The sequence below is a fragment of the Fulvimarina endophytica genome, assembly GCF_003403015.1.
Lineage (GTDB): Bacteria > Pseudomonadota > Alphaproteobacteria > Rhizobiales > Rhizobiaceae > Fulvimarina > Fulvimarina endophytica.
Genome location: NZ_QURL01000004.1, coordinates 515,494 through 533,325 on the forward strand (window position 1 = coordinate 515,494; position 17,832 = coordinate 533,325).

14 protein-coding genes are annotated in these 17,832 nt (G+C 66.0%); 6 read left to right on the forward strand and 8 right to left on the reverse strand.

Going from position 1 to position 17,832, the window contains the following annotated elements; genetic code table 11:
- Positions 1-14 precede the first annotated feature (14 nt).
- The gene (locus tag DYI37_RS11820; RefSeq protein ID WP_116683410.1) at positions 15-1,466 is read right to left on the reverse strand and encodes a sensor domain-containing diguanylate cyclase; all 1,452 of its coding nucleotides are present in this window, start codon (positions 1,464-1,466) and stop codon (positions 15-17) included.
- Positions 1,467-1,735: 269 nt separating this feature from the next.
- Between DYI37_RS11820 and DYI37_RS11825 the strand changes: the two genes are divergently transcribed.
- Positions 1,736-2,074, forward strand: coding sequence for a hypothetical protein (locus DYI37_RS11825; RefSeq protein ID WP_147307921.1), 339 nt, complete (start codon positions 1,736-1,738; stop codon positions 2,072-2,074).
- 28 nt (positions 2,075-2,102) lie between these two features.
- Complete coding sequence (copM, locus tag DYI37_RS11830; RefSeq protein WP_116683412.1) at positions 2,103-2,624, forward strand: CopM family metallochaperone; 522 nt, start codon at positions 2,103-2,105, stop codon at positions 2,622-2,624.
- A gap of 111 nt (positions 2,625-2,735) precedes the next feature.
- On the opposite strand, the gene DYI37_RS11835 is transcribed toward copM, so the two are convergent.
- Positions 2,736-4,532 (reverse strand): sensor domain-containing diguanylate cyclase, encoded by a 1,797-nt coding sequence (locus tag DYI37_RS11835; protein WP_116683413.1) that lies wholly within the window; start codon positions 4,530-4,532, stop codon positions 2,736-2,738.
- A 369-nt stretch (positions 4,533-4,901) separates the two neighbouring features.
- Between DYI37_RS11835 and DYI37_RS11840 the strand changes: the two genes are divergently transcribed.
- From DYI37_RS11840 to DYI37_RS11855, 4 genes are read left to right on the forward strand one after another with little or no spacing between them, the layout of a single operon-like run.
- Entirely contained in the window at positions 4,902-6,677 is a 1,776-nt protein-coding gene (locus tag DYI37_RS11840; RefSeq protein WP_116683414.1) for an N-acetylglutaminylglutamine amidotransferase, read from the forward strand.
- A gap of 18 nt (positions 6,678-6,695) precedes the next feature.
- Positions 6,696-8,489: an N-acetylglutaminylglutamine synthetase gene (ngg, locus tag DYI37_RS11845; protein ID WP_116683415.1), complete on the forward strand. Its 1,794-nt coding sequence runs from the start codon at positions 6,696-6,698 to the stop codon at positions 8,487-8,489.
- 5 nt (positions 8,490-8,494) lie between these two features.
- The gene (locus DYI37_RS11850) at positions 8,495-9,649 is read left to right on the forward strand and encodes an osmoprotectant NAGGN system M42 family peptidase (protein ID WP_116683416.1); all 1,155 of its coding nucleotides are present in this window, start codon (positions 8,495-8,497) and stop codon (positions 9,647-9,649) included.
- 7 nt (positions 9,650-9,656) lie between these two features.
- Positions 9,657-9,929: a hypothetical protein gene (locus tag DYI37_RS11855; RefSeq protein ID WP_116683417.1), complete on the forward strand. Its 273-nt coding sequence runs from the start codon at positions 9,657-9,659 to the stop codon at positions 9,927-9,929.
- A 34-nt stretch (positions 9,930-9,963) separates the two neighbouring features.
- On the opposite strand, the gene DYI37_RS11860 is transcribed toward DYI37_RS11855, so the two are convergent.
- From DYI37_RS11860 to fdhF, 6 genes are all read right to left on the reverse strand, one after another.
- On the reverse strand, positions 9,964-10,812 hold the full coding sequence (locus DYI37_RS11860) for a polysaccharide deacetylase family protein (protein WP_116683418.1): 849 nt from the start codon (positions 10,810-10,812) through the stop codon (positions 9,964-9,966).
- A 69-nt stretch (positions 10,813-10,881) separates the two neighbouring features.
- A complete protein-coding gene (locus tag DYI37_RS11865; RefSeq protein WP_116683419.1) occupies positions 10,882-12,210 on the reverse strand; it encodes a hemolysin family protein in 1,329 nt (442 codons plus the stop codon).
- On the reverse strand, positions 12,207-13,529 hold the full coding sequence (locus DYI37_RS11870) for a hemolysin family protein (protein WP_116683420.1): 1,323 nt from the start codon (positions 13,527-13,529) through the stop codon (positions 12,207-12,209). Before DYI37_RS11870 ends, DYI37_RS11865 begins: the two co-directional genes overlap by 4 nt.
- A 217-nt stretch (positions 13,530-13,746) precedes the next feature.
- Entirely contained in the window at positions 13,747-13,998 is a 252-nt protein-coding gene (locus DYI37_RS11875) for a formate dehydrogenase subunit delta (protein WP_116683421.1), read from the reverse strand.
- A 32-nt stretch (positions 13,999-14,030) separates the two neighbouring features.
- Complete coding sequence (gene fdhD, locus DYI37_RS11880; RefSeq protein WP_116683422.1) at positions 14,031-14,873, reverse strand: formate dehydrogenase accessory sulfurtransferase FdhD; 843 nt, start codon at positions 14,871-14,873, stop codon at positions 14,031-14,033.
- A gap of 85 nt (positions 14,874-14,958) precedes the next feature.
- Entirely contained in the window at positions 14,959-17,805 is a 2,847-nt protein-coding gene (gene fdhF / locus DYI37_RS11885; protein ID WP_116683423.1) for a formate dehydrogenase subunit alpha, read from the reverse strand.
- Positions 17,806-17,832 lie beyond the last annotated feature (27 nt).

A 17,832-nucleotide genomic window follows, 5' to 3' on the forward strand; every position in this document is an offset into this window, starting at 1 on the left:
CTTCGGGCCCAGCCTCACCCCGCTCGTTTCCCGGTCCGCACCTTTCCATAGGTGCGGGCCGTTCCCTTGAGGCTGCGCTTGGCCGCATAGAGCGCGGCATCGGCCTGGTGTAGGAGGGTCGCGCGGTCTTCACCGGCTTCCCGCGACCAGGCGATGCCGACCGAGGCCGTCACGCGTCCGATCCGGCCGCCCTCGCTGATGACGATGTCGAGATTGCGCAGCAGGCGATCCACCTGGGGGGCGAGATCCGCCGCGCTGGTGCAGGTCGGGACCACGACCGCAAATTCGTCGCCGCCGAGACGCGCCGGAAACCAGCCCTCCCGGCAGGTCTTGCGCAACTGGTCGGCGACCTTGCGCAGGATCTCGTCGCCCGATGCATGACCGAGGGCGTCGTTGATCTCCTTGAAGCCGTCGAGATCGATGAGCAGCACGGCGAATTCGCCGCCGTCATTCCTCAGATCGCCCAGCCGCGCGTCGAGGACGCGGTTGAATTCAGCCCGGTTCGAGAGCTGGGTCAGATCGTCGGTTCGGGCCAGGCGGAGAAGACGGCTTTCCAGTTCGTGCCGCGCGGTCACGTCCTGAAGCATGCCGATCAGGGCGACCGGACGGCCTTTGGAGAGTTCGACCTCGCACGAGCAGCGCACCCGGCGTCGGTTGCCCTTGGCCGTGGTGAGTTCCGCATCGATCTGCAGGGGCGCGCCCGTGGCGAGCGTCACCTTCACCTGTTCGATGAAGGTGTGTCGGTCGGGTTCGGCGAAGAAGGCGAGGATCTCGTCGTTCGGCACCCCGCCACTCACCGGCAGTTCGTGAATGGCGAAGACGCCGTCCGACCAGGACGTCTTCTTCGATGCGAGATCGTAGCGCCATGAACCGATCTCGGCCATGCGCTCGGCCTGCTTGAGGAGGCGGCGCTCGCGCTCGAGGAGTTCGTTGGCGATGCGGTGATCCTCGGCCGCCCGCGTCGCGCGCACTGCGGCCGCCCGGGCATCTACCAGGGCCTCGGCGACGCAGGCGAGTTCACTCAGGGCATCGAGTTCGGCGGCAACAGGCTCGCGCGGGCTGCGGTCGAGAACGCAGAGCGTACCGATCGTCACCTGCGAACCGTCGGAGTGACTGAGGCGAATCGGGACACCCGCATAATAGCGGACATAGGGGTAACCGGTGACGAACGGCGCATCGGCAAACCGCGGGTCGAGCGTGGCGTCGGGGACGACGAGGGCTTCCTCCGCCTCGAAGACGGTCGTGCAGAATGTCTGGTTGCGAGGGATCGCAGGGTAGTCCAGCCCGCAACGCGCCTTGAACCAGAGCCGGTCGTCATTGACCAGCGACATGGACGACATGCCGGTCGAGAGCAATCGCTGCGCCGATCGCACGAGTGCGTCGAACTCGCGTTCGGGCGCCGTATCCAGGAGTTCGATCTCGGCGAGTGCCTTCTGGCGGAGCGCTTCGCGCTGGCAGTCGGACATACACCCATCTCCACATCATGACGGCCTGCTCGCTCCCCTTACGGTCGGCAGGGCGCAGGAATTAGATATCGCGGAAAGTCTTTAATCCTCGATAACCGCGGACCCGACCGGAAGGCCCCGCATCTTCGATGACCGGGCCTGTGATGCCCCCGGGCTTGCGGCTTCCCACTCCCGCATCGACCCTCGCGACCATGGTTTGGTCATGTTCGCACCCGAGAACGAACGAAGCATCGCAGGTGGGCGCTGCGATCGCAGCGAGAATCCGGACCATGGAAACGACGGGGCGCGCCGAGGTGAAAGACCTCGCACTGATCGCATTCATCCTTTTCATCGCATTGGGGTGGACATCCGGTGCGTTCGCCATCGAGGCCCCCCATCCGGCGGAACATTCGCATTCAGCCCAGGCAGACGACTGTTCCGATGCCCTCAGCATCTGCGGCGACTGCCGAATGAATCTCTGCCATCCGGCCATCGGTCCCGATGACGTCCCCGACGCGTCGAGAGATCTGCGGGGCGAGCGTTTCGTCCCGCCCATGCAGCGGCGCGCCGGCATCGAGCCTGCGATCCTCGACCCGCCTCCCCGACCTCCTCTTCTTCGAAGCAGTTGACGCAAAACCGTTCAGAAGAGAGACGAGAATGAAGACCCCTATCCTGTTCGCATCCGGCCTTGCCGCTTTGATAGCCATGCAGGGCGCAGCCGCCGCACAAAGCCGGGACGGCGATTTCCAGTTGCCGCAGTCATGCCTGTCCAATTCCGCCGGAGCGCCGATGGCCATGGACCATTCGGCCATGGGTCACGGGCAGATGCATGGCGGCGATGGCTCGATGCCGGCCACGGCGGAGACCGGGACGGCCGGTCATGCCGGTCACGCCGATAGCGGCACCGCACAGCCCGAAGCCCCCGAGCATGTTCGCGAGAACATGCGCCTGATGGCGATCACCATGTCCGCCATGGAACAGGGCATGGCGAACGAGAACGCCGATATCGCCTTCGCCTGTGGAATGATCGCCCATCATCAGGCCGCCATCGACATGGCCGAGGTGCAGCTTCGATACGGAACCGACGGGAAGATGAGAGACCTCGCCCAGGAGATCATCGAGGCCCAGACCGGCGAGATCGAGACGATGAAGGCCTGGCTCCAGAGCCGGACCGACTGAAGCCCAAGGGCGATCGAGCCCTGATCGACGCGCCGCCGTCCCGACGGCGGCGCGATGCCCCGGTGCGCTGCGCGGACGCTCGCCGTGACGGCGGCGGCACGGGACGAGGCTTCAGGCCGCCACCCGCGAGAGATTTCGGCCATCGGCCTTCGCCCGGTAAAGGGCGCGGTCGGCGCGCCGCAGGAGGCTCGCCCCGTCCTCCTCACCGTCGAACACCGCAAGCCCGATGCTGATCGTCACCGGCGGACATTCCTGCGCCCCGCCATCGCCGGTCTCGATCATGGTGCGCATCCGCTCGGCGATGGCGAGCGCGACGGCGCGATCGGCGCCGGGAATGATCACGACGAATTCCTCGCCTCCCAGACGCCCGACGAGATCGCCTCGCCTGACGGCAGCCGTCGCCGTGGACGCCACACGGCGCAGGACGGCATCTCCCGTCTCGTGCCCGAAGGTGTCGTTCACACGCTTGAAGTGGTCGATATCGAAGATGGCGAGAGCGCAGGGCGCGCCCGAAGTCCGCGCGGTTCCGACAGCTTCCGCGATCTCGTCGAGGACCCGTCTGCGGTTGGCGAGCCCCGTCAGGACGTCCGTCTCGGCGAGACGGGTCGCCTCGGAGGCGAGCGTCAATGCCTGTTGGCGAGACTCCTCGAGGCCCTGCTCGATCTCCACCTGATTTGTCACGTCCTGAACGACGCCGAACAGCGCGCGCACGATGCCGTTGACGAGGATGGTTTCGCCGGAGATGTCCACATGGCGAATCTGCCCGTCCGCCCGCAGGATGCGCGCCCGCATCTGGAAATCGCCGCCGGCGCGGATCGCCGCATCGATTTCGGCCGTCAGCCCCTCGCGATCGTCCTCGTGATAGGCGGCGAGCCCGGATTCGAGATCGGGTTCATGGTCTTCGCTGAGCCCGTGAAGGCGATAGACTTCCTTCGACCAGGTCACCGCCCCGTTCGACAGGTCGAGGTGCCAATGGCCGATCTTGGCGACGCGCTCGGCCATGAAGAGGAGCCGGGTCCGCTCCGTCAGATCGGCGACGAGTCTCTCCTGCGCCGTCTGCAGAGCGGCGATCGAAAGGCTGCAGGCCATCAGGACAACCAGATAGAACTGGAAGAAATAGGCCTGATTGTCGGAACCGTCCTCCATCAGCGTCGTCGGACCATGACCATTGGTGATGGTCACCGAGCCGACGAGAGCGACGATCATCGTCCCGGTGGCAGCTCCGAGCGGTCCCGTCGCGTAGGCCGCAAGGATCAGCGCGGCCACGGGAACGAACATCAACGGCAGGGTGGACTGCGCGAAGACCGCCAGCGACACGACCGCGACGCCCGCCATCGTCAGCGCGAACCGCTTCGGTTTCCACTGATCGGACGGCATCGGATTTTGGCCGCTCATCCGGTCGAGGACCATGAAGGCGAGAGGTGCCGTGATGAGGATGCCGAGAAGATCGGTCGTGAACCAGGCGAGCGCGAAGCGCCAGTCGCTCCAGCCGAAGGCCGCGCTCGCGATCGACGTGCTCGCCAGCGTCGAAAGCCCCGCGATCGCGCAGAAGCAGGCGACCTGCCGAACATGGATGAAGGACGGCCTGCCATAGGGACAACGCGACAGGAGCAGGACTGCGACGAGACATTCGGTAAGGTTCGCCGCCGTGAAGACGACGCTCGTCGCGAGCGGTGTTCCGCAGGCCGCATTGGCCGCCATGCTGGCAAAGGCGACGGCGATGGCATGGCGCGAGCGATGGGCGGGATCGACCGAGGCGAGAACCGCGACGGCCAGGCCGCCCGCCGGCCACATGGTCGCGATCGCCTCGCCCGAGCGTGTGGCGAGGAGCGCGGCGACGGCGAGGACGAAATAGCCGGTCGCGGTCAGGATCGGCCCGAGGGATGATTGCGCTCGCCCGTTCTCCATCGATCCCGCCCCTCGCCCCTGTGTCACATCCGAATGCCCGTCAGCCGGCCAAACCGATTCCCCATGCGATGAAACTTTAAGCAGCCGGGATTTCGAATTGACTAAAGTCCGACTTGTTGACGAACTGGTCGGCCGCCGCGAGGCGAAGCGAAAGGTCGCAGCGACAACGATCGCATGAGAGGCGGTCGCGGCACCGGGGCCGAGGTGCCCACAGCAAAACACCTGAACGGCAGGCTCGGCGGCCCATCTGCTGCCCCGATGCCTTTTTGCAGTGCAGAAAACCCGGTTCAACGGGGTTTATGCGACCCGGCTGCCCTCTATATCGGCCGTTCGAAGGCATTTTTCGAACGAAACGAGTGGGGAGCAGCCATGTGCGGCATTTGCGGTGAGATCCGGTTCGATGGAACGAACGCCTCGCCGGAGCGGGTGCAGCGCATGGGCGACTGCCTGGCACGGCGCGGACCCGACGGGGCCGGGCAGGTCATGCGCGGCCGTGTCGGGCTCGGCCATCGGCGCCTGAAGATCATCGATCTTTCGGAGAAGGCCGAACAGCCGATGGTCGATCCGCAACTCGGGCTCACCATCGCCTTCAACGGCTGCATCTACAACTATCCCGAACTGCGCGAGGAACTGGAGGCGAAGGGCTATTCCTTCTTCTCCACCGGCGACACGGAAGTCATCATCAAGGCCTATCACGCCTGGGGCCGCGACTGCGTGAAGCGCTTCCACGGCATGTTCGCCTTCGCCATCCACGAGCGCGAAAGCGGCCGCGTGATGCTGGCGCGCGACCGGTTCGGCATCAAGCCGCTCTATCTCTCCCAGAACGAGAAGCGGCTCTATATCGGCTCCTCGCTGCAGTCGATCCTGAAGACCGGCGACGTGGATACCGGGATCGATAAGATCGCCCTCCACCATTACATGACGTTCCATGCCGTGGTTCCGCCGCCGCACACCATCGTCAAGGGCGTGCGCAAGCTGCCGCCGGCGACGACGCGCCTGATCGAGGCGGACGGCTCCTTCACCGACGAGGTCTACTGGGCGCCGGACTTCCGGCCCCTGGAAGGCGACGAGAAGCTCGGGCCCGACGACTGGCGCGACAGGGTGATGGACGCCATGAAGACCGCCGTCGCCCGGCGCATGGTCGCAGACGTTCCCGTGGGCGTTCTTCTGTCGGGCGGCGTCGATTCCTCGCTCATCGTCGGGCTTCTCGCCGAGGCCGGCCAGAAGGGCCTCAACACCTTCTCGATCGGCTTCGAGGACGCCAATGGCGAGGTCGGCAACGAGTTCGAATATTCCGATCTCATCGCCCGCCATTACGGCACCGAGCATCACAAGCTGTTCGTGCCCGGCGACGAATTGATCAAGGAGCTTCCGAACGCCATCGAGGTGATGTCCGAGCCGATGGTCTCCTACGACAATATCGGATTCTACCTCCTGTCGCGCGAGGTCGCCAAGCACATCAAGGTGGTCCAGTCGGGCCAGGGGGCCGACGAGATCTTCGCGGGCTATCACTGGTATCCGAAGGTCGCCGGCGCGAACGATCCGCTTGCCGCCTATAGTCGCGCCTTCTTCGATCGCAGCCACGAAAAGCTCGCCCGCCATCTCAGCCCCGAATGGATGACGGACAGCGACGTCTCGAAGGATTTCGTCGCCCGCCATTTCGCCATGGAGGGCGCGCACGAGGCCGTGGACAAGGCGCTCCGGATCGACGCGCACGTGATGCTGGTCGACGATCCGGTCAAGCGCGTCGACAACATGACCATGGCCTGGGGACTGGAGGCCCGCGTGCCATTCCTCGACCACGAACTGGTGGAACTCGCCGCCCGCGTTCCGGCATCGGAGAAGCTGAAGCAGGACGGCAAGGGGGTCCTGAAAGAGGTCGCGCGCCAGGTGATCCCCTCCGAGGTGATCGACCGCAAGAAGGGCTATTTCCCGGTCCCGCAGCTGAAATACCTGTCCGGCCCGACGCTGGATTTCGTGAAGGACGCCCTCCATTCGGACGCCGCGCGCTCCCGCGGGCTCTTCCAGGAGAGCTATGTGAACGACCTCTTTGCGAACCCGACCGATCACATCACGCCGCTGCGCGGCTCGGAACTCTGGCAGGTCGCGCTTCTGGAGATGTGGCTGCAGTCCCAAGACATCTGACGATCAGGACAAACCATCATGGACAGACGTGCCAAATCCGGCGCCGAACTGCGGCTTCGCAAGAAGCGCGAGGCGAGCCTGACCGCGCCCGCCTCCCAGATCGGCAAACACCTCAAGGACGTGCGGCCCGACGCCTATCTCGATTGCGGCTGGGGCCGGCTGATCTTCGCCCAGACCTTCGTCGACACGGGCAATCTCGTCGCGAACCTGCGCGAGGAGGGTCCGGACCAGCGTGATATCGCGGTCTATGTCTCCGACCCGCACGTGCTGCTCGCCTATGCCCCCCAGGAGCTCTTCCTCGATCCTTCCCACACCTACCGTCTGGATCTCGCCACCTACCGGCCGAGTTCGCGGCGCCCGCGCGGCTATTTCATCCGCCGCATGTCGAGCGATCAGGACGGCACCCAGATCAACCGCATCTACCAGACGCGGGGCATGGTGCAGGTGCATCCCGCCTTCTTCAGCGCCAATCACGACAATCGCGCCCTCACCTATTTCGTCGCCGAGGACGAGACCACCGGCGACATTCTCGGCACCGTGACCGGCGTCCACCACGGGCGCGCCTTCGACGACACCCAGAACGGATCCTCGCTCTGGTGCCTCGCGGTCGATCCCCAGGCGGTCCATCCCGGAATCGGCGAGAGCCTCGTGCGGCGCCTGTCCGAGCACTATCAGGCGCGCGGATGCTCCTACATGGACCTCTCGGTGATGCACGACAACGAGAAGGCGATCGCGCTCTACGACAAGCTCGGCTTCCACCGGGTTCCCTTCTTCGCCGTCAAGCGCCGCAACCAGATCAACGAGCGGCTGTTCACCGGGCCCGACGATTTTGACGAACTGAACCCCTATGCCAAGATCATCGTCAACGAGGCGCGGCGCCGGGGTATCCATGTGGAGATCACCGACGGACCGGGCGGCTTCTTCCGCCTGACCCAGGGCGGGCGCACGATCCACTGCCGCGAGAGCCTGTCGGAGCTGACCTCCGCGGTCGCCATGTCGATCTGCGACGACAAGACGGTGACCCGCCGCATCGTCGAGGCGGCAGGCGTCAGGGTGCCCGAGCAGATCGCCGGCGAGGAGGCCGGGGACGCCGAGATCGCGGCATTCATCGAGACCCACGGCTCCATCGTCGTCAAGCCGGCGCGCGGCGAACAGGGACGCGGCATCGCCGTCGGCATCGACAATCTGGAGGATGCGAAGGTCGCGATCAAGGCGGCCGCCGAGGTCAGCGAACGGGTTCTCCTCGAAGCCTGTTTCGAGGGAGACGATCTGCGCCTCATCGTCATCGACTACAAGGTGGTCGCGGCCGCCGTGCGCCGCCCGCCCGAAATCGTCGGCGACGGGCGGAGCACGATCCGCGACCTCATCGAGGCCCTGTCGCGCAGGCGCTCCGGGGCGACCGGCGGCGAGAGCCGCATTCCCATGGACGCCGAAACCGAACGCTGCGTGCGCCATGCCGGGCACGGCATGGAGGACGTGCTCGAGGAAGGCGCGTCGATCGCCGTGCGCAAGACCGCCAATCTCCACACCGGCGGCACGATCCACGACGTGACTGGCAAGCTTGACCCCGTTTTGATAGAGGCTGCGGTCAACGCGGCGCGGGCCATCGAAATCCCGGTGACCGGGATCGACCTGATGATCAAGGATCCGCGGAACGCGGACTACGTGTTCATCGAGGCGAACGAGAGGCCGGGGCTTGCCAATCACGAGCCCCAGCCGACGGCCGAGCGGTTCGTCGATCTTCTCTTTCCGCTGTCGATGCCCTACGCGATGCGCAGCGCCCGCAACAGGCAACGGAAAGCAAAGGAATAACCCTCGTGCCACGTCTCGCCGTCGACACCCATTACCTGACGGAGCAGCTGAAGGCCCTTCTGGCGATCCCGAGCCCCACCGGATACACCGATACGGTGGTCCGCTACGTGGCCGGCGAACTGGAACGTCTGGGGCTCAAGGTGGAGCTGACCCGGCGCGGCGCGATCTCGGCCCTGCGCCAGGGCTCGCGGCGCGCCTCCGCGCGCGCCATCGTCAGCCATGTCGACACGCTCGGCGCGCAGGTGAAGCGGCTGAAGGAGAACGGCCGCCTGGAGCTCGTTCCCGTGGGCAACTGGTCGGCCCGGTTCGCCGAAGGCGCACGAGCCCAGATCTTCTCGGACAAGGGCATCTATCGCGGCACGATCCTGCCGCTGAAGGCCAGCGGCCACACCTTCAACGACGAGATCGACACCCAGCCCGTGGGCTGGAGCCATGTGGAGCTGCGCGTCGACGCCCTGTCGCGCGATCTGACGGAACTCGAGAAGCTCGGCGTCCATGTGGGCGACATGATCGCGATCGATCCCCAGCCCGAATTCCTCGAAAACGGCTACATCGTCTCGCGCCATCTCGACAACAAGGCGGGCGTCGCGGTGATGCTCGCCGCCATCGAGACCATGGAGCGCGAGGGCGCCGCAACGCCGGTGGACATCCACTGGCTGTTCACCATCGCGGAGGAAGTGGGGGTCGGCGCCTCCTCGATCCTGACGCCGGACATCGCCTCCATGATCGCGATCGACAACGGCACGTCGGCGCCCGGCCAGAACTCCGCCGAATTCGGCGTGACGGTCGCGATGGCCGACCAGACCGGCCCCTTCGACTACCATCTGACGAAGAAGCTCATCAATCTGTGCGAGAGCGAGGAGATCAAGTATCAGCGGGACGTCTTCCGCTATTACCGCTCCGATTCCGCCTCGGCGATCGAGGCGGGCCACGACGTGCGTACGGCCCTCATCACCTTCGGCGTCGACGCCTCGCACGGCTATGAGCGCATCCATGTCCATGCGCTGAGATCGCTCGCCGAACTCGTTACCGCCTATGTGACCTCGCCGGTCGAGATCGAGCGCGACCGCAACCTCCATGCCGGCCTCAAGGGGTTCACGCGCCAGCCGAACGACGAGGCCACGCAGGAGCTCGCCGAGAACTCGGACCCGGCGGAATAGGCTCCGCATGGACGGGCTTCTCGCGGCAGGCCTTTCCGCCCTTGCCGAACGGGCCTCGGCCCATCCCCTTCTGACAATGGGGGCGGGCCTGATGCTCGGCCTCGCCTTCGTGGTGACGCGCAGCCTCCTCGTCCTTTCGGCGGTGTCCTTCCTCGCCATCGCGGCGATCGCCGGCACGCAGCCGGTTCTCGATCCCCTCGCCCGCCAGGTCTTTCCGATCGGGGTCTTCCTGTCGATCGGCGCGATTCTCGCGGCCTTCGTTCGGGAGCGCCGGCGATAGGCGGACCGGGCGCCGGCCCTCTCGACGCGTGGCCTCAGCGCGAGGCGAGACGGACCTCGTCCGCAGGCTTGAGATCGACCACCTTGAAGCCCAGCCGATCGAGTTCCTTCAGAAAGTCCGGCAGGAGCGCCGCGGTCCGGGCCTGGATGTCGTGGAAGAGGATGATCCCCTTCCGCTTTGCCTGCAGCACACCGAGCGTGCGGGCCATCACCGTATCCGGCGCATCGCGAAAATAGTCCTTGGAATCGATGTCGACGTCCAGCGGAACCATGGCCTCAGTCGCAAGCCTTGCTCGCAGGGCCTTCGTATCGGCGAGATAGGGAAAGCGGAAGAAGGGTGCGGGCGGCTCCCCGAGCGCCTTTGCGACGGATGCCTCGCCGCGCCGGATCTCGGCGAGGGCGGCCTCGAAGCTCATGGTGCGCAGATTGGGATGGCGTTCGGTATGGGTTCCGACCGTGTGACCGCCGGCGGCGACCTGGCGGGCGATCTCGGGATGGGCACTCGCCATCTGGCCGACCATCAGGAATGTCGCGCCGACGCCGGCTTCGGCCAGCGCATCGAGGATCTTCGGCGTCTTCTCGGGCATCGGCCCGTCGTCGAAGGTGATGACGACCTCTCCATCGGCCAGATCGATATCCTCGATGCTGGCGACCGAAAGCGTCCTGCCTGCCAGCGAGGACCGTCTTGCCGGAAGGAAGGAGTGCGACAGGGGGAACAGGGAGCGCTCGTCGTCGGAAGACGCGGCGAAGGCGAGCGTCTCGGCCTCGCTGCGCGGCGCGTCCGCAACGGGAACCGCCGCACCGGAAAGACCGGGCGCGCGGGTGGCGCAGGCGGGCAGCGCCGCCACGCAGAGGAGAAGGCAGACGGAGCGAAAGAGGCGCATGGGAAACCGAAACCATTGGAAACGGCTCGGACCATCGCCTGTTAAGGTTAACGGGCCGTTCGCGTGCCCTTAGGACGCCGCATGCGCGCCCTCGTCTTCACCTCTGACTTCCGGGGCGAGGCTCTCGGCATGGACCTCCTCGATCGAGAGCCCGTCGACGGAGCGGACCTCAAGGCGCAGGCCATCGGTCTCGATGCTGTCGCCCACCTCCGGCACCTTGCGCGACCGCTCGATGATGAGCCCGGCGATCGTGCGCGCGGAGCGGCTTTCGAGCGTCCAGCCATAGGTCTCGCGCAGCCGGGAGAGCGGCGTGGTGCCGGGGATCGTCCACATGCGCGCCTTCAGGCTTTCGGCGTCCGGAATGTCCAGCTCGAAGCCGCTATGGACCTCGCCGACCACCTCCTCGATCGCATCCTCGAAGGCGACGACGCCCAGCACGCTGCCATGCTCGTCGCCGACGAGAGCCATATGGGTGCCGTGGCGGCGCATATTGTCGAGAAGGCTCGCCGTATCGACGCTCGCCATGGTTCGCGGCAGGGGACGCAGCAGTCGTTCGAGGCTTTGGGCGTCGAGCGCGGTTCCGGTCTCGGTCCGGTGCCGGATGACGTCCTTGACGTGAACGACGCCGAGGGCGTGATCGAGCCCGCCTCTCGTCACCGGCAGGCGGCTCGGGCCTGCATCGAGGATGATGCGGGAATAGTCCTCGGCCTTCGTGCGATCGAGATCGAGAGCGATGACGTGGCGGCGCGGGGTCATCAGCTCTTCCGCCCGCCGCCCCTGCATGCGCACGATGTTCTGGATGAACTCGGCCTGCTCCTCGGCGATCGATCCGCCGGCCGAGGAATCCTCTGCGATCGCCGCCAGTTCGCGCGGCGAGTAGTACCGCGCCTCGGCCCGGTCGAGACCGAACAGGGACAGGAGCGCCTGGCTGATGACGTTGAGGCTGTAGACGAAGGGCCTGAACAGAAGCTCGAAGAAGCGCAGGATCGGCCACATCGCGAGAAGCAGCGTCTCGGCGCTCTTCAGCGCCATCGCCTTCGGGATCATCTCGCCGAAGACCACGTGGAAATAGGTGAGGATGGCGACCGACAGGATGAGCGCGACGAGGTGGACGAGCTCGCCGTCGATGCCGATCGCGGCCATCGGCTCCTCCAGCCAGAGGGCGATCTGGTGCTCGCCATACATTCCGAGCCCGATCGATGCGAGGGTGATGCCGAGCTGGGCGACGGCGACGTAGCGGTCCTGGGCCTTCGGGCCTTCGAGGAGATGGGCGATGCGCGCGCCCCTCGGCGACATCGCCTCGAGCCGCGACAGACGGCTGCCGACTATGATGAACTCCATCGCGACGAAGAGGCCGTTAATGGCGATGAGGAGAAGGATGATGGCGATCGCGATCATGCCTCGATCTCCTTCCGGCTCGCCGCCTTCGGCATGGACAGGAGGCGCGGCAGGCCGTTCTCTACGCTTTCGACCGTGAAGGCGACGCCGTCGATCTCGACCGTCGAGCCGGTCCTCACATCCTCAACGCCGAGCCGCAGGGCGACGAGGCCGGATATGCTGTCGGCCTGATCCTCGGGAAGGTCGAGGCCGAACTTGTGGTTGACCTCGGGCGTCAGGAGATCGCCGCGCAGGACGATGCGCTCGCCGGCCACCTCCATCCGGGGCTGCTCCTTGTCGAACTCGTCGACGACCTCGCCGATGATTTCCTCGACGAGATCCTCCACCGTGACGAGGCCTGAGACGATGCCGTATTCGTTGAAGACGACCGCGATCGATTCACGGCTTTCCTCCAGCCGCTGCCAGGCCTCGGACAATGGGAGACTGTCCGGGAGAAGCTGCACGGGGCGCACGATCGTGTCGAGCGAGGCCTCTGGATCGCGTTCGGCAAGGTCGTAGACGTCGCGCAGATGGACATAGCCGTCCGGCTTCTCGGTCTCGCTCCCCTCGATGACCGGAAACCGGGTGAAGGGGGTTGCGAGCATCTGGCGAAGGGCCTCGCCCGCCTTGGGCCGGCGCGAGAGGAATTTCATCCGGGCGCGCGGCGCCATCACCTCGCCCACCGTCCTGTCCTGGAAGGAGAGGACCTGGCGCAGCATCTCGTGGGCGTCGCGCTTGATGACGCCGCCCTCCAGGCTGTCCTCGATGAGCTGGCGCAGCTCGTCGTGGCTGTGCTCGTCGCCGGTCTCCTTCGGCTTGTCGAGGCCGATGCGGCGCATGACGAAGAGGGCCGATCCGTTGAGGAGCGAGATGAACGGACCGAGGACGAAGAGCGACCAGCGCATCGGCCGCGCCGTGCCGGTGGCGACGCGCTCGGGCGCTCGCACCGCGATCGATTTCGGAAACAGCTCGCCGAAGATCACCTGGAGCGATGTCAGGACGATGAGAATGATCGGCGCGCCCAGCACCGCGCTCGACCAGCCTTCGGGCAGCACGCTGTCGAGGGGCGGGCCCACATAGGGAAGAAGCGCGCGCTGGGCGTAGACGCCGATGACGAGGCTCGAAAGCGTAATGCCGATCTGGGCGCAGGCGATATAACGGTCCATCCGATATTCGTCGGTGACCGTCTTGGTCAGATAGGCCGCGTTGGCATTGCCATCCTCGGCCTTGGCTTCGAGCTTGGGCTTGCTGGCGGAGACCGCCGCGAACTCCGCCGCCACATAGAAGGCGTTGGCAAGGAGCATCGCCAGAATGACGAGGATGATGACGATGAGGGCCATGCGGCCGCATTCTCCCGCGCAAGAGGGAGCCGCCCCGGGTCGTCGTCCGTGAAACCGGAAGACCCCATGGCGGCTCGATCAGATTGCGCAGACACATAGGGCGGCGGCACGAATGCGCACGGGCCGGCCTTCGGGGAACGGCCGCACGGGCGCATCCTCGCGCAGATTTGCTCGATTTTCGTCGGAAGCGGCCGGGACGAAGCCCGGCCCCGCGCTCTCAGTGCTGCTTCGTCGCGCGTTCTTCCAGCGGCTTCTCGGGCCGGCGGATATCCGCCATGGCTTCGAGGACGAGGGGATGCAGATCGTCCGTCGCGCCCGAATCGACGCGCTCGAAGAGCTGGGTGCGCATGCGCGGCTCCCAGAACTTGTTGATATGGTCGGCAACGCCTGCCGAGCGCGCGCCCTCGGGCGTCGACTGGAAGAACGTGGCGATCTGGTTCGCCATGTGAACGAGTTTGTCGCGTTCCATGCGAGCTATCCCCCCTTATGCGATCTGACTGGTCATGCCCTGGCCATGGCGAGGGTCGCGGCCGCATCGACCGCCCCTTCCATGCGCTCGGGCACCGTGAAGAGTTCGAATTCCTCGCCGCGAACGACCGCGATGAGCGTGACATTGGCGGCGACCGCCTCCGCGATCGCAAGTTCCGTCGGCGCCGAGATCGCGGCGATGAGGCCGGTTCCCATCATCGCCGCCTTCTGGATCAGTTCCACCGAAACCCGGCTCGTGATGGTGATGAAGCCTTTGGCCGGATCCACGCCTTGGCGCGCGAGATGCCCCGCCACCTTGTCCAGCGCATTGTGCCGTCCGACATCCTCGCGCAGGACGACCATGCCACCATCCGTCAGGTGAAAGGCGGCGGCATGGACCGCGCGGGTGAGGCGCGAAAGATCCTGCGCGCCGGCCATCTCCTCGATCGCCCGCACCAGCCGGCTTGGTGCGATCGTCTCCACCGCGTTGACGCGGGGCAGGACCGGACCTGCGAGTTCGAGGGATTCCACGCCGCAGAGGCCGCAGCCGACCGGCCCGGTCATCTGCCGGCGGCGCGCCACATAGGTCGCCGCCTTTTCCGGAACGAGCCGGATCTGACAATCGAGGCCGGCCTCGGTCTCGACGATCTCGATCGCCTCGATCTCGGACACCGTCTCGACGATCCGCTCGTTGAGGGCGAGCCCGATGCCGAGATCCTCGAGATGCGAGGGCGTCGCCATCATCACGGCATGGGTCGAGCCCCCGACCGAGATCGCGACCGCCTGTTCGGCCGGGACGCTGCGTGCCGTTCGAACGAATGCGCCGCCCCGAAAGGCGAGGCAGTCGACCGAACGGCTCTCTCTCGATTCTGTCACACCGCAACCCTGCGAGACGCTGCTTCAACGTGAACGAAGCCGCGCCCATGCGCGGCTTCGTCTGATGCCCACGAACGGGGTTCGACTATTCGGCAGCTTCCAGCGGACGGACCTCGCGGCTCTTCTCGGAGAACTCGCGATAATCCTCCTGCCATTCCGTCGGCCCGTTCGACGGCGAGACCTGGACGGCGGTCACCTTGTATTCCGGACAGTTGGTCGCCCAGTCCGAGAAGTCCGTGGTGATGACGTTGATCTGGGTCGAGGGGTGATGGAACGTCGTATGGACGACGCCCGGCGCGATCCTGTCGGTGATCGAGGCGCGCAGCGAGGTATCGCCCACGCGGCTCTGCAGCTTGACGTAGTCGCCGTCGCGAACGCCCCGCTCCTCGGCATCGTGGGGATGCATTTCGAGAACATCCTCCTGATGCCAGGTGATGTTCGCGGTGCGCCGGGTCTGCGCGCCCACATTGTACTGGGACAGGATGCGGCCGGTTGTCAGGAGCAGCGGGAAGCGCGGCCCCACCTTCTCGTCCGTGGCGACATATTCCGTGCGGATGAACTTGCCCCGGCCGCGCATGAAGCCGTCCACGTGCATGACCGGCGAGCCGACCGGATGGGCCTCGTTGCAGGGCCACTGCACGGAGCCCTCGCGATCGAGCAGCTCGTAGCTGACATTGGCGAAGGACGGCGTCGTCGCCGCGATCTCCGCCATGATCTCGGACGGGTGGGCGTAGTTCATGTCCATGCCAATGGCGCGGGCCAGAAGCTGGGTGACCTCCCAGTCCGCATAGCCGTTCTTCGGCTCCATGACCTTGCGCACGCGGTTGATGCGCCGCTCGGCATTGGTGAAGGTGCCGTCCTTCTCGAGGAAGGTGGAGCCGGGCAGGAAGACGTTGGCGTAGTTCGCCGTCTCGTTGAGGAACAGGTCCTGGACGATCAGGAGTTCGAGGGCGGCGAGCCCGGCCGAGACGTGCTTGGTGTCGGGATCGGACTGGAGGATGTCCTCGCCCTGGACGTAGAGCCCCTTGAACGAGCCTTCCACTGCGGCGTCGAACATGTTCGGAATGCGAAGGCCCGGCTCGCGGTCGATCTTCACGTTCCACAGGTCCTCGTAGACCTTGCGCACGTCGTCGTTCGAGATGTGGCGATAGCCGGGCATCTCGTGCGGGAACGAGCCCATGTCGCAGGAGCCCTGCACGTTGTTCTGGCCGCGCAGCGGGTTCACGCCGACGCCCTTGCGGCCGATATTGCCGGTCGCCATCGCGAGATTGGCGATGGCCATGACCGAGGTCGAGCCCTGGCTGTGCTCGGTGACGCCGAGGCCGTAATAGATCGCGCTGTTGCCGGGGCGGGCATAGAGCCGTGCGGCGCGGCGCACGAGATCGGCCGGAACGCCGGTGACGATCTCGACGGCCTCGGGCGAACGGTCCGGGCTCGACACGAATTCGCGCCAGTCCTCGAACTCGTCGATCTCGCAGCGCTCGCGCACGAAGTCCTCGTTGACGAGGCCCTCGGTGACGATCACGTGGGCGAGCGCCGTCAGGATGGCGACATTGGTGCCCGGGCGGGTCGGCAGATGGACGTCGGCCTTGATATGGGCGGACTTCACGAGGTCGATCCGGCGCGGATCGATGACGATGAGCCTTGCGCCCTCGCGGATGCGCTTCTTCATGCGCGAGGCGAAGACCGGGTGGGCATCGGTCGGGTTGGCGCCGATGACGAGGATCGTATCGGTGTCCTCGACGGAATCGAAGTCCTGGGTGCCGGCCGAGGTGCCGAAGGTCGTCGCCAGACCATAGCCCGTCGGCGAGTGGCAGACGCGGGCGCAGGTGTCGATATTGTTGTTGCCGAAGCCGGCCCGGACCATCTTCTGGACCAGATAGACTTCCTCGTTGGTGCAGCGCGAGGAGGAGATGCCGCCGACGGCGCCGCGGCCGTATTTCGCCTGGATGTCCTTGATCTTGCCGGCCGCAAAGCCGAGCGCCTCGTTCCAGGAGACCACCCGCCAGGGGTCGTTATAGGTCTCGCGGATCATCGGCTCGAGGACGCGCTCCTCGTGCTTGGCATATTCGGTGGCGAACCGGCCCTTGACGCAGGAATGGCCGCGATTGGCCTTGCCGTCCTTGTACGGCACCATGCGGATGACCTCTTCACCCTGCATCTCGGCCTTGAAGGAGCAGCCGACGCCGCAATAGGCGCAGGTCGTGACCTTGGAGGAGGTGGGCAGGCCCTTGGCCTTCACCGTCTTTTCCTGCAGCGCCTCGGTCGGGCAGGCCTGCACGCAGGCCCCGCAGGACACGCATTCGGAGGTCAGGAAATCGTCGACCGGCGTTCCGGCGCGGATGCGGCTGTCGAAGCCACGGCCCTCGACCGAGAGGGCGAAGGTGCCCTGGACCTCGTTGCAGGCTCTGACGCAGCGCGAGCAGACGATGCACTTGGAGGAGTCGAAGGTGAAATAGGGGTTCGACTCGTCGAGCTCGGCATCGAAGTGATTGCGCTCGGAGGCGTCGTAGCGGACCTTTTCGAGCCCGACCTTCTCGGCGACGTCGTGGAGATCGCAGTCTCCGCCGCCCTTGCGCTCGTCCCAGTTGCCCGGATGATCGGAGGCATAGAGCTCCATCACGCCCTTGCGGATGCGGCTGAGCCGGTCGCTCTCGGTCCTGACGACCATGCCTTCGGCCACCGGCGTCGTGCAGGAGGCCGGCGTTCCGCCGCGACCCTCGACCTCGACGACGCAGACCCGGCAGGAGCCGAAGGCGTCGAGCATGTCGGTGGCGCAGAGCTTGGGGACCTGAACCTCCACCTCGGCGGCGGCGCGCATGATCGAGGTGCCCTCGGGCACCGTGACCTCCTGGCCGTCGATGGTGAGGGTCACCAGCTTCTCGGCCTTGGACTTCGGCGTGCCGTAGTCTTTTTCGTGTACCAGGCTCATCTCGTTCTCCCAATCAATCCTGTCCGA